Origin of the sequence: Paenibacillus agilis, from assembly GCF_007786455.1 — a bacterium.
Taxonomy (GTDB): domain Bacteria; phylum Bacillota; class Bacilli; order Paenibacillales; family Paenibacillaceae; genus Paenibacillus_B; species Paenibacillus_B agilis.
In genome coordinates, this window is the sequence record NZ_VNJK01000001.1 from 2853337 (window position 1) to 2865885 (window position 12549).

General features: G+C 38.7%; 18 protein-coding genes. 2 read left to right on the forward strand and 16 right to left on the reverse strand.

Features of this window, described 5'->3' with window-relative positions:
- Window positions 1-75 precede the first annotated feature (75 nt).
- Window positions 76-249 (forward strand): hypothetical protein, encoded by a 174-nt coding sequence (locus FPZ44_RS26465; protein WP_186786034.1) that lies wholly within the window; start codon window positions 76-78, stop codon window positions 247-249.
- 394 nt (window positions 250-643) lie between these two features.
- Here the strand turns inward: FPZ44_RS26465 and ectB are convergent, their stop codons facing one another.
- The 12 genes from ectB to FPZ44_RS12490 form a co-directional block, all read right to left on the reverse strand.
- Window positions 644-1927 (reverse strand): diaminobutyrate--2-oxoglutarate transaminase, encoded by a 1284-nt coding sequence (gene ectB / locus FPZ44_RS12435; protein WP_144990617.1) that lies wholly within the window; start codon window positions 1925-1927, stop codon window positions 644-646.
- A gap of 699 nt (window positions 1928-2626) precedes the next feature.
- On the reverse strand, window positions 2627-3238 hold the full coding sequence (locus FPZ44_RS12440; protein ID WP_144990619.1) for an FMN-binding negative transcriptional regulator: 612 nt from the start codon (window positions 3236-3238) through the stop codon (window positions 2627-2629).
- Window positions 3239-3268: 30 nt separating this feature from the next.
- Window positions 3269-3727 carry a DUF5071 domain-containing protein gene (locus FPZ44_RS12445; protein WP_261378304.1) on the reverse strand — a complete coding sequence of 153 codons (459 nt, stop codon included), beginning with the start codon at window positions 3725-3727 and terminating at the stop codon, window positions 3269-3271.
- A gap of 100 nt (window positions 3728-3827) precedes the next feature.
- Window positions 3828-4256 carry an SRPBCC family protein gene (locus tag FPZ44_RS12450; RefSeq protein ID WP_144990623.1) on the reverse strand — a complete coding sequence of 143 codons (429 nt, stop codon included), beginning with the start codon at window positions 4254-4256 and terminating at the stop codon, window positions 3828-3830.
- 53 nt (window positions 4257-4309) lie between these two features.
- The gene (locus FPZ44_RS12455; protein WP_144990625.1) at window positions 4310-4777 is read right to left on the reverse strand and encodes a hypothetical protein; all 468 of its coding nucleotides are present in this window, start codon (window positions 4775-4777) and stop codon (window positions 4310-4312) included.
- A 22-nt stretch (window positions 4778-4799) separates the two neighbouring features.
- Window positions 4800-5906 (reverse strand): protein kinase family protein, encoded by a 1107-nt coding sequence (locus tag FPZ44_RS12460; RefSeq protein ID WP_144990627.1) that lies wholly within the window; start codon window positions 5904-5906, stop codon window positions 4800-4802.
- Between the two features lie 409 nt (window positions 5907-6315).
- Window positions 6316-6753 carry a GNAT family N-acetyltransferase gene (locus FPZ44_RS12465; protein WP_144990629.1) on the reverse strand — a complete coding sequence of 146 codons (438 nt, stop codon included), beginning with the start codon at window positions 6751-6753 and terminating at the stop codon, window positions 6316-6318.
- Between the two features lie 183 nt (window positions 6754-6936).
- Window positions 6937-7758 carry a hypothetical protein gene (locus FPZ44_RS12470; RefSeq protein WP_261378305.1) on the reverse strand — a complete coding sequence of 274 codons (822 nt, stop codon included), beginning with the start codon at window positions 7756-7758 and terminating at the stop codon, window positions 6937-6939.
- Between the two features lie 52 nt (window positions 7759-7810).
- Window positions 7811-8266, reverse strand: a complete 456-nt coding sequence (locus FPZ44_RS12475) for an NUDIX domain-containing protein (protein WP_144990631.1) — start codon at window positions 8264-8266, stop codon at window positions 7811-7813.
- A gap of 147 nt (window positions 8267-8413) precedes the next feature.
- Window positions 8414-8869: a hypothetical protein gene (locus tag FPZ44_RS12480; RefSeq protein ID WP_144990633.1), complete on the reverse strand. Its 456-nt coding sequence runs from the start codon at window positions 8867-8869 to the stop codon at window positions 8414-8416.
- Window positions 8870-8911: 42 nt separating this feature from the next.
- Window positions 8912-9250, reverse strand: coding sequence for a hypothetical protein (locus tag FPZ44_RS12485; protein ID WP_144990635.1), 339 nt, complete (start codon window positions 9248-9250; stop codon window positions 8912-8914).
- A 24-nt stretch (window positions 9251-9274) separates the two neighbouring features.
- Entirely contained in the window at window positions 9275-9562 is a 288-nt protein-coding gene (locus FPZ44_RS12490; protein WP_144990637.1) for a hypothetical protein, read from the reverse strand.
- Window positions 9563-9633: 71 nt separating this feature from the next.
- Between FPZ44_RS12490 and FPZ44_RS12495 the strand changes: the two genes are divergently transcribed.
- Complete coding sequence (locus FPZ44_RS12495; protein ID WP_144991822.1) at window positions 9634-10077, forward strand: GNAT family N-acetyltransferase; 444 nt, start codon at window positions 9634-9636, stop codon at window positions 10075-10077.
- Between the two features lie 10 nt (window positions 10078-10087).
- Here FPZ44_RS12495 and FPZ44_RS12500 read toward each other — a convergent pair whose 3' ends face one another.
- The 4 genes from FPZ44_RS12500 to FPZ44_RS12515 form a co-directional block, all read right to left on the reverse strand.
- Window positions 10088-10744 (reverse strand): GNAT family N-acetyltransferase, encoded by a 657-nt coding sequence (locus FPZ44_RS12500; RefSeq protein ID WP_144990639.1) that lies wholly within the window; start codon window positions 10742-10744, stop codon window positions 10088-10090.
- Window positions 10745-10836: 92 nt separating this feature from the next.
- Window positions 10837-11286, reverse strand: a complete 450-nt coding sequence (locus tag FPZ44_RS12505; RefSeq protein ID WP_144990641.1) for a hypothetical protein — start codon at window positions 11284-11286, stop codon at window positions 10837-10839.
- A gap of 71 nt (window positions 11287-11357) precedes the next feature.
- Complete coding sequence (locus tag FPZ44_RS12510; protein WP_144990643.1) at window positions 11358-11900, reverse strand: GrpB family protein; 543 nt, start codon at window positions 11898-11900, stop codon at window positions 11358-11360.
- A 34-nt stretch (window positions 11901-11934) separates the two neighbouring features.
- Window positions 11935-12417 (reverse strand): hypothetical protein, encoded by a 483-nt coding sequence (locus FPZ44_RS12515; RefSeq protein WP_144990645.1) that lies wholly within the window; start codon window positions 12415-12417, stop codon window positions 11935-11937.
- Window positions 12418-12549: the final 132 nt, after the last annotated feature.

Consider the following 12549-nt stretch of genomic DNA (forward strand, 5'->3'; position numbering starts at 1 on the left):
GTCACCGCTTCGCTTGCTCGGTTGATCTCATGCCGCAATTATCTGCCTAGCAGTTGTCCCGCTCGGCTCCCATGCGTGAAAAGACAACAAAGAGCATCGTTCTACACAAGAGATGCGGCTGCTTCCGGCTTCAATATGCTTGCTGCGAACGAGCCGCCCGAAGACGGGCTTTGGTTTAACATTGGGTTTGGAATTGGATTTGAGGGTGGACAAGGGGTGTTTCGCCCATCGATGCAAGGCTTGCTGTAGGGTTCCGGTCGGCCAGCAGGAAATCGGCCGTACCTCCGGATTCGGCACCGGAGCTGCCTTTGTCGAAGCCATGTGTAAGGGGTATTGATACACTCTATGTACGATTTGTGTATTCCCCCGCAGCCCTGTTGTGGATAAGTGAAGACCCAGCTGCGGGGTAGTGAGCTTTTCCTGAAGATTAGATGTGACGATGGTGCTGTATGAGGCTCAAAGAATGCTCCGTATGTTGTGAACGGGACAGCCCTTGGAGTGGTGGTGAATTCTATGCTACCTGACGGTACCGCAGGCAGCATGGGGAGATAATCTTCCAAGTGGGGTGAAATCGTTATCTTAACATCAGGGCCGCACGGCACTTCCTTGCCTATTGCCGGGGCGGCCACGGGCTTGGCCCAGCTTAGGTCGTTACCAGCAAATCCTGGTTCTCCTGAGAGAGCACCTGCTGCATACTGGACCTGATAATGTCGCAGCCGGCGGCTAGATGCTCCATAGAGACGGTCAGCGGAGGCATGATCTTCAGCACGAGGTCTCCTCTGCCGGCTCTTTCAATGATGAGCCCGTTCTCGAAGCTGATCTCTGTCATCCGCTTCGCCCCAGCTTCATCCGTGAAGCCCGAGACGTCAATGCCCCAGATCAGGCCGAGTCCGCGGATGGCGATGGACGGATGCAGAGGCTTGATTTCTTTGTCTAGGAACGAGCGCACAAACTCTTCCTTCTCTTTCACCTGGGCTTCCAGGGAGGCTCTGTCCCGGAACTCAAGAGCAGCCTTGGCGGCCACAAAAGCGAGCTGGTTGCCGCGGAAGGTGCCGTTATGCTCGCCCGGCGTCCAGATATCCAGTTCGGGCTTCAGCAGCAGGAGGGACATTGGCAAGCCGTACCCGCTGATCGACTTCGACAGGGTAATGAGATCCGGCTCGATCCCCGCACGTTCGAAGGAGAAGAATTCGCCTGTCCGGCCGCAGCCGACTTGAATCTCGTCGGTAATGAGCAGGATATCGTGCCTGCGGCAAAGCTGCTGCAGCCCGCGCAGCCACTGCGCGTCGACGACGTGAATTCCGCCTTCGGCTTGTACCGTTTCAAGCAGGATGGCGGCCGGCTTGTCGATTCCGGAATGCGAATCAGTCAGGATATTCTCCATATAGCTGAGCGTATCCATTTCTGCGAAAGCCCCGCTCGGGTGGGGCATGAACGTAACTCCGTTCAGAGGAAGCCCCGCCCCTTCCCTCATGGACTTGGAGCTTGTCGCCGACAGGCTGCCGAGCGACATGCCGTGGAAGCCGCCCATGAATGCGAATATCCCGGTTCTCTTCTTCGCCTTGCGTGCGAGCTTCAAAGCCGCTTCCACCGCGTTCGTCCCCGTCGGACCGCAGAATTGAAGCTTGTAATTCAGCTTCTTCGGTTCCAGGATCCGCTCCGAGAAGCTCTGGATGAATTCGCGCTTGGCCATTGTATACATATCCAGACCGTGCATAATCCGGTCGGAGGTCAAGTAATCGAGAACCCTGTCCTTGATATAATCGTTGTTATGACCGTAATTCAGTGCTCCGGCACCTGCAAAAAAATCAATATACGCTCTTCCGTCCTCAGAATATAACAGGTCTCCCTTGGCCCGGTCGAATACCACCGGAAAGCTTCTGCAGTAAGATCTTACGTTGGACTCCAGCTTTTCAAAAATGCTCATGCGCTTCATCCTCCATCGGAATTGGGATAAGGTTGGCTTCATTCTTTCTGAACCTTCTGACGTCATGGAGCAACATATTCTCGGCTGTCATTTTCCACACTTGTCGGTCCCTGCATGCCGGCTTGCTGGGTAGCCAGTGGACTGGTCTCGCGCGCACAGCTTATATAGGCATAAAGAACCATAAATCCTATTTTATATCATAATTGGAAATGTTACTTGGGTAGAATTATATCAAAAGTTCGAAGAATGTATAGTAAAACTTTAGTTGATTGTGGTCTGTCCAACATAAGGTGTTAATATTTTGCCTAAAAAGAGCGAATGAAGAAGAAACGCTGGGAATGGGTTGCCATCAATCGAGGAATTCGACGCGTGTCGACATTCAGGTGGGGTGCCCTGTATTTTTCAGGTTTAATCATTCATCTTGCATTTTGATTCACGACATCTTTTACTGGTTCATGACTTTTTTATCACGAGACAATAAAAGAATAAAAAGTAAAATACATTTATAAAGAACGCTGTACTTGCAATTAGGAGTGGAGAGCAAATAATCGCAGTGTGAAGCGTTTCTGTTTGAGGACAAAAAACCAAGTGCTTGTTAGCAATGAACAAATCGCTATAAAATTTATGCAGAGTATCTTATTTAGCGTATGTCTTGTACTTTTTCTATTTATCATATATCCCTTTTTACTATTGGATTATTTACTTTCCTAAATTGGTTCTCATTAACTCAGCAATTTTTCGATCATCTTCACTCTCAGATTGTTCGAGCTGTTCAATCACTCTTTTTTGCCGATCTTCAGAGTGATTTTGGCTCAACTTCCATTTCCCTTCCATTCGATTGATTTTCAATCTGAAAGGGACTATTCCACGTGTTAAACCTTCAACTAACTCATTATTCGTTTCATTGATCTCATACGGGCTATCAACTGTCTCATACTTCGAAATTAATTTTTTAAGTGATTGCAAGACTTCGGTATGATCCTCGATAATTGCAACACTGCCGTAAACATGCACAGCTACATAGTTCCAGGTTGGAACGGACATATTTGTCTCATACCATGAGGAAGAAATGTAAGTATGTGGTCCAGGAAAAACAGCAAGTACCTCTTGGCCCTCGATTTCTTTCCATTGTTCGTTCGGTCGTGCAAAATGGCTTATTAGACAATCATTCTCCCAATCTAACAAAAACGGCAAATGGGAAGCCACTGGGACGTTATCATGGGTAGAAAAAACAATTCCAAAGCTATTATTCTCGATAAATTCAAATAGTGAAGTGCGATCTTCAACCAAAAAATGTTTAGGAATATACATGATGCAACCCTCTCAACGTTTACAATTTCGCTAAAGAATACGACGAAGATTGATGATTTCTTGTGCAGTTAGATGTACTTCTTCTAACTTTTCGCTCTTAGTTGGCTTAGTCGCAATTCTGTTAAGTTCCTCTTTGAGATTGTCTATTGCTAGTAGTTCTGAAGGTAGTTTCATGACAAAATATCTCAAACAATACAATTTCCAAAGATCATCGTCGCTCTTGAGTATATTTTTAACTAAAGGAATCGTTTCTCGGGGTACTATTTTTACAAGTATTTCTGATATTTCAATGGAAATAGGCCAATTCATATCTTGAAGCCATGTTAGCAATTCTGGTAACAGCTCTATTAGCTCTTTTCTTTCAGCATGTTTCAAATGATTAACTCTTTCAAAATCATGTTTGTCTCTTGGCAAAAGATCATTCAGCTTAACAATATGCTGCGCATCAGCAGCCGTTGCCCATCGAAGTTGAATATTGGAGTCGCTCAAAGTGATCACCTCCCTTCCTCTCTCCACATTCATTTCGTTTACCATTCCACACTGCGTTTTTCGCGTGCAGTTAAAGCCTATACGTTTTTTCCATCATCAATTAGAACTTACGCTTCTGGTAGGGCAACCCAATCCCATCTTCACAATAGGACTTCAAACTATAAAGAAACATCCCCCAGTTATAATTGCAAAAACGATAAAACACTGTTAATTCTCTCCAATCCGAGTGCTTCAACGTAATATGCGACTTGTTATTTTTTTCTTCAATTTCAAATGAAATAAATGTATCAACCCACTCCGGATCAGAATCCACACATTTCCAAACAATTTTACGATCCTTTTCCAGTTCCACGACTTGCATCTTTGTTACGTCATTACTGCCAAAATGAAACTCATTTATAAATCCGATCTGGTCTTGAACAATTAGTTCATTCGTCCATACTTCTGATAAGCCTTCAGCTGTTGTTAGTACTTCATAAAGTTTTGCTGGGGTCACATTCACAATTTGAAGATGTTCAATGTTTGGCATAGTATAAACCTCCTCAGGATTTAAAAATATTAATTTCATGAGTACCATATAGTTTATAAAAGGCCCGCTTTTTTAAACATTTCTTTCCTTAGCTTTCGCCCGACTCTCCAGTTGTAAATAATTTGTATAAGTAACGAAACAAAACTGACCCACAATAATAATAGTGCAGCCACGGAAGCTGTACCTATTAATCCTTCATCTGTTAGCAGACCGAAAAAAACTCTCTCTGAGCCAGCAGTCCCCCCAGTATCAGGCAATAAAATATGAGACAGCAAAAAAGATATATAGACAGAGTAGTTAACCAGTTTCATTGTCTTTGACTTTTGATATTCCATTCTATGAAATGAACGATTTGAAAAATAAAAAAGAATGGCATGGATGAGCATCGGTACTAAATAAAATGCTCGAAACAATCCTACGTTCATAAACCAGTTTAAACCTACAATGAATATACACAACAATGAAAAAATATTATATTTACCTGCGTTAGTTAATGATTTCTCCTCTAATTGAGAACTCATATCTTAGATGCCCCCTTGTTGTTCATCTTTCTCCCAGTACTCCCTGCAGCCCAGCTTCCATACAGACCTGTTCAATCTTCTCCAATGGAAACGTGGCATTTCTATTATTCGACATAAGATTTGTGTAGAAATCATTGATCAAGACAGCTATTGGAGCGTACCGCAAAATAATTTCTGCTGCTGAATCCATCAATTCAAGAGCTTCTTTACCCTCAGCACAGCGACGTATGAATTCGATTCGTTCAGCACGATCAAACTTCCCTGCCAGTGCTGCTGCAAGCCAGTTCACTAACCATGTCACCACATAATATCCATCATGATTCTTGTTTAATTCAATAAACGTTAATTCGGCAACTGTTAGTTCAAAGTGGGAAGAAGTAGCAAGACCAAAGTCTGAAATATAAAGGCGGTGTCCATCGGTTAAAATATTTTTAAAGTGAGCGTCAAAATGTAATAATCCGTTCTTATTCATAAAGGAGACAGCCGACCTCAATTCTGAATCCACCAATGCCAACGCTGTAGAAGCTGCACGTTCACCAATAGCGAACTGTTCGTTAAGCCAGTTATGGAGATTGTAAGGAATGTACTCACAGAACAGTACCACATCGTATTCAGCTTCTTTAAGTGACTCAATTCGCTCCCCTATTTTTGTAGAACCCCAAAACTCAACCAGTTGGGGAACATCGCTCAGTTCATCAGAGATTGGTTCGCGCCATTCTGGACTTTTTAACACCCGCCAGTGATACAGTAAGGGAAAGTTCTCACACTGTCTTTCCAGAACCCAGTTCGTAGCCATCGTATGGGCGGCGACCTCACGCCACGCTCCACTACCTGGTGAGCCTATACCATAGTGGCAATATGGAGGAAGATCAAACATGTTTCTAGTAGACATAACATTTTCAGCGCTTCTTTCTAACTCCGTGAGCCGCACCTTTTTCACAAAAACAGGAATTTCATTGATTTGCAATAAAGCCGTTGTACCACCAATTCCGGTATTTAGAATCGCAGCTTCTTCCACTCGATTTCTAAGCTGTTCATCACTAAGCAGTGTTAAAGAGGAAGTTACGGCATCATAGCGGGAAAGTCTTATATCATGGGGCAAATATAGCTCCTCAGATGATAGTTTCATAAGAGATAATCTCCTTTGGCTCTGTTACTTTGATGAACCCACTAATTATGCAAGACCACCTTACCTTCATAGGATAGCGCTAAGACCTCCAGCATCCTTGTCCTCTACCTTTTTAAAATCATGCTGTGTCAAATTTGAACGGCATAGAACCTATTGTTAGATGATACTGATCAGAAAAGAAGAAAGCCAAGCATGCAGCAACAATAGAAAGTAACTACCAAGACCCTAAAATACTCAGAATAAAAATAAGAGAAATTAGCCCAAGATGTACAATGGCTACATTTATTAAAAATTGAGCATGTTCTTCATTGAAGCTGAAATAGAAATACCAAAAAACCATTAAGAACACGTATACAAGTATTATAAATTTTAGTTTTAATTGAGTGGCTTTCTTGTATTAATGTTTCAGCTATTCATACTCCAGTTTATAAACGACTTCCCCCTCTATAACTCGGCCGTCTTCTACGAATCCTAATTTTTCATATAATTGTTTGGCCCAATCATTCTCCGGTTCAAAGCTTATGTATATGACTCGATGTTGTGTATCTTCTTTAATCTTTTTAATGACCTTCTCCATTGCTGCCTTTCCATATCCTTTGGACTGATGCTTCGTATCTATCATTAACCGATAGATCCAATATTCATGGTCTTCTTCATCAATACAATACATCGTAAAACCAACTAAAACATCGTCATTATATATAGCCAAGCAAACACACTCTGGAAATGCTTTAGCCTGAGCAAGTGAAAACAAATTTGTCGCTACAAACTCTTTTTGTTCCTCAGCTACACTTAACTTTATGACATCAAAAAAATTACTTCGATTAATTTCTTTAAGTTCTATCATGAATGTTCCTCCACTCATCATTATGGTAATCTTAGATTATAAATGCTGTGAAATTCTTCCTAGTGTCCGAAGTATAATACGGCGTATACTGTCCCTTGTTCGAATTGAGCTAAAACACCCCATTCTCGTGGCGGAAGTTGATTCTTCTGGCAAATTTGAATACCATTCATCAATCCAATAAGATCACAATTCTGTATCCTTTTTTAATTGTATTTCCTCTTCAACCTTTTTAAAATTACTTTTAGCTCTGAGAGATCCATGCCCTGATTGGAAAGTATTAATGTCCTGATACGATACTTCTTTTGTATTCCCCCACTTTTTCCACGGAATTTTATCATATCTATTGTGCATGAGATATTTAATTGGATTAATCGAACCTGGGGCATAGTTATAAGTCCCCATATTAACTGGATCGCTTACTAAAGTTCCGGTTCCTGTATTATAAACAGCTTCGAATCTTCCATCTTTTGAAATGAACTTAACATTTAATGCTCCGTCCATCCCTTTATAGTTATACATATGGTATTTTGAACTAAATAGCTTCCACTTACCTTCAGCAGCTAGAGCAATCATTTCATCTAGTTTTTTAGGTGCACCACCGTAAGAATTTAATACATTCCTAAAATAATGAAATTGCTCAGTAATTGAATCTAGCTTTCTAATATTTTTATCAAATACAATAAAGTATTGATTGAAACTTTCATGATTTATTAATGCATCTGGATCGTTTTCTAAGTCACTAATCATTCTAGTAATTACTGCAGTCGCTGCAATTTGACTAGAACCATCAAAAACATACCATCTATCATTTTTCATTTTAATTTGTTTGTATAGAGCTTCTAATTCTTCGAAATACGCCTTAGATAAAAAATCACTCCCAGATGACACACTAACATTCAAATCAGTATTTTTATAATTTAGAATTTTTAATTGTTCTGTTATGAATATCGATATCAGTATAATAAAAATAATACTTAATCCGTAGAATAATAACCTTCTCCTCATAAAATACACCTCACGAAAAGAATTCTACTAGTTACATTTTCTCACACTTTCTCTAATTAGAATCTCCAAGATAACAAGGTTTAGATTGTTTATTTACAAGCTGCTCTACAAGTTGCCTTGGATAAATTCTTTTTTCATGTAGTCTGTCAATCTCAATCCATTCTACTCCTACTTGATTGTCATCAGGATTAATTCCGTTATTGGGAGTCTGCGCTCCCGCTAATCTACATTCAAAATAAAACTCAACCTGATGAACGTCATAGTCCCATTCTGCGAACTCATGATTGTTACCTATGTACTCTCTTATGTAAACAATATCTCCTACTTCTACTTGACAGCCTATTTCTTCTAAACATTCTCTGACTACCGCAGCTTTAAGCTCTTCCCCTTTTTCTTGACCACCACCGGGGAATAAATAAAAGCAGCCCTGCTCATCACTGTTCTTGGTTAGAAGCAACCGGTTCTCTTCTATAATTATTGCTTTGGCTGAATTTCTTATTGGTTTCATTGTTTTCTCCTTATTTATCTACTTATTTCATTATCCATTGCTTCATCTGATCTTTCATGGCACTAGCAATTTCTCCGTCTCTCTTTTGTATTTTCAATTTCCCGATGCATGAATACAACACTATCTAAAGTTATCGATCTCATAGTTTTAACATTCAAATAATGGTCTGATCCATTCAACATCGAGTTCTACAAGCTTTGCAATTTCCTCTATTGAGTATCCTTGTTGTAGTGCTTTTTTTACTATTTCAACTTTTACTGTTCCTTCTCTTATTGTAGTTTCTGTGAATCTATCAAAATGTATCGTATCGTCTGCATCTGTACCATCGAGCGCGAAGACGCACCTATAAGTTCCAATACTCTCTCCCAAATATAATATATCCAAATTACAGTATACAAAATCTGCATATCCATTTATATGAGTCAGTTGAATTGAATCAAGCTTTGTTCGTATTACTTTTAGATTTGATTTCTCTTTAAAGGTATTTAAATAATCTCTCCTATTTCCTTTGAACCAATTTTCTAAATACACGGTAAAGCCTTCTTTTGTTCTCTCCACGACCTGATGAGTCTTTGACCATTCAAGTAATTCATTCGTATTCATAATGCAAGCCTCTTTTTTTAAAATTAAAATACAATCATTCGATCATTCCCAAACTAAATAATCATCAAAAATTTCCCCACCAAAGTTGTATAGAAGTTTATAGTATCCGATATATTTATTGTTATATTGAATCTTTATTATCACCTCAATAAACTCACAATTTTCATTATAATCCGTTTCAAATGTATCCCAATTTCTAATACTCATTGAAAGTTTATAATATACTAATTCAATTAATTCCGAGTTGTACTCTTTAAAATATTCCTCAAATTCACTTGGATCTTCGTTCATATAGTTTTCGAGACACTTCCAGAAACAATCAACAACTTGCTTCTTAATGTCATTATTGTTAGCCCATTCTTTAAGCTCATTTGAATTCATTTAATACTCCTTTATTGATTAGATCTACGAGTAGTAGCCGCCTTCTAGTAAATACGTTCTTGTCTCCTTATAGTGTTTATAGATCTTACTAAAGGCCCTATTAGCTTTATGCTGATACTGCCCATCACTTAGGCATGGTTTAATGACTTTCACTACTTGCGTCATACATGTATCACTAGGAATCTCACCCGTTATTAATTTTTCTAGCTCTAGCTCAAATATGCCTTCAAAATTCTCTGAACAATCTCCATATACATAGATTGCTTTGTTATCGATCACTTCAAGTAATTTGAACTTGATACAGATTGCCATCGTAGAGTACCATCTCTCTATAACTGTTATTATTTATTCATCAAACCTAAACTGGAGTGATTTCATTGAAAATGCATACAGATCGACTTGAATTAGTCCCCATTGATGTAGTCAATCGTCATGCTCCTACCTTCGCACAATATATGAATAATAAAAAGCATATTCAATTATACATGGAACAATTAATAATTGATCCTGATTTGTTAGGTTGGGGTGTATGGTTAGCTATAAGTAAAGATTCCAATGAAGTAATTGGTGATATTGGGTTTAAAGGAAAACCCGTTAAAGAGACTGTAGAAGTAGGTTATGGCTTCATGCCGGGAGCACGAAATAAAGGCTATGCAACGGAGAGCGTTAAAGCCTTAGTAAATTGGGCATTTTTAACTAATAAAGTTAGCCATGTGGTAGCTGAATGTGCTGTAGACAATCATCCATCCATTAAAGTTCTTAAGAAATTAGGAATGCAACGAACGAGTTCTACGGATAAAATGATTTATTGGAAATTAACGAATTGAAGCTAATTTCTTATTCAGCAGTTATATTCACATCTATTCCGTATTGAATTAAGCCTAGTTTTTGAGCAACTCTTTGTGAATGTAGATTATCCCATGAAGTACTGTAAAGTGGTATGTAACCAAGATTTCTTACTTGCATACTCCATATTGCTACCAAATTAGGTGCAATGCCTTTTCCCCTATGATGCTCAACTGTAAATAAACTGGCTTCTATCGCTTGGTTGGATTTTCGGGCACTGCAACAAACCGACACTGCATGTCCATTATCGATGAATGCAATGATTGGACTTTTATGTTCATATTGCTTATTAACGTCATTGAAATATCTGTTTAAATAGTGTCGATTTGATTCCGTGATAATACAAATATCCTTGTTTATAAAAGATGGCAGCTTAGGAATCATATATGCAGGTCCCATCCAAATACGCTTAAGCTGCTTATATGTACGCAATATATTACAGAGTGCTATTATATTAAAATCAGTTCGGTTCCGCTGATCAATTTCATCTTTTAGAGATTGAGGTAAGTCAGTTCTAAGGTATGTGAAGATTGAGCTTCTAGTTCTACCGAAAAAGACTAGTGGCACGTCTGCTTGCTGCCCAGGTTCATTAATTCCTACAATTTTATTGCCATCAAGTAAATATAAAGTTATGGCTTGGATTTGCATGAATTCATCGTCACTTAAAGAGATGGTTATCACACCTTTTATGAGTATGTTGTTATACAGAGGGACTTTTGAACTGCTCACCCCACGGAGTATTATCTTAACATTTTGTTTATTTCTTTCAGTTTCTCTTCTATCAGATTTAAGAACTCAGTATCCATTTCGAAGGCTCCCTTTAATAGCGTTTCGACAAATGTATTATCCGAATATCCAGCTCTCTTGATTGAATAAGCAATCTCATAATGGCCATTTCTTTGACTAATAAAATTGATATCCATCTCCTCTGGAGACATTGATCTTAAGTTTAATTTCGTTGTTCGCTTATTATTGGCTTCTGTAAGAGCTTCAACGAAATCATTCAGTATTTCTTTCTCTATCCAAACATCCACCTCGCCAGAGAATCTATGATCCACTATGTTCACGATATAATTAATTGAAGGCAAATGCTCCACTTCGAGCTCTACGAAAGTAAATATGATTTTTGATTTTCTATCTTTTGAGTGAAGAACAAAATCAAATTCGCCTATTGGATTATTAAAAATCATTCAATGCGTCCTTTCCTAAACATGTTGTATCTATCAATTGGAGAAGATTAGGTGTGTAATGCGCACTGGCTCTATTTATCTTTGTACTCATTCATGGTCCGCGTAATAAATTCGGTCTTTCCTTCCGTATAAGCTTGACGGTTGTTTCTGAATGTATTGGACAGTTGGAGCTTCAAATTTGTATACTCAGCTACCACTAAAGGATATTTTCTTAGTATGTCTCGAAACATGATATGTCTTTTTAGTTCTTCACTTTCTCTATTACATACATATAGATGATGTGCATGCTTCACCATGCCTTCATTACTGTAAGGCACACAACTGTCCTTTCTTGCAAATGCTTCTCTGTTCTTTATCCCTAGATCACCTTCGTGAACATATCCCAGTTCTTCTAGCTTCTTGATGACCTTTGGCAAATATTCCATAGATTCAATTACTACATCTACATCAATGATTGGCTTGGCTGCAAGCCCTCGCACCGATGTACTTCCAACGTGCTCAATTCGTAAAGCTAGATCATTAAGTTTCTTTGATAAAATAGATTCTATTATACCGAATGCTTTTGGCCATTCTTCATTGTAATCTACAAGAATTACTGATTGTTGATTTTTCATCCGTATTCACCTACTTATCTTGAGTATTCTAACATCACTCCTTATTTAGCTCGTAATATATTCCATTCCATAATAATATCAAAGCTTGCTCATTTTTTATAATTAATCCGCCGCCTGGACCTGACCAGTCTTCTATTTCAATTATCCGTATCTCCTCATCATCAATACCTATATCGCTCAAATGAGTTCTATACTCTTCAAAGAACTTCGATTTTGAATATTTCTTTTCTGTATATATTGGATTCTTTATTTCAGTGTCATCCAATCGCGCTAATTGTGCTGAATAGGATGCTTTTTTACCAATATTAGCGCTCTCATCTGTATCAACATAAATCGGCGAATATCCTGCTACTTTACTGATCTTCCAGCTTCCAAAGTACGTATTGTTTTTAATGTCTTGTTTTTCATTACTAATCGTAACTTTATCTTTAGGCACATTATTAAAATCATTCGAGCATGATGTTAATAAAATAATTGTAGAGAGGCACATTAGAACTACCATTATCTTTTTATTCATGATTTCCTCCCTGTATAACCCTATTGTAAACAACCTTTAGTTCGTAACGTCTAATCGACGTATGATGACGAAGTGTTCTTATACCCAAGTAAATTGTCTATTACAGCTTAACTTCTAAAACCTTCTCGCATA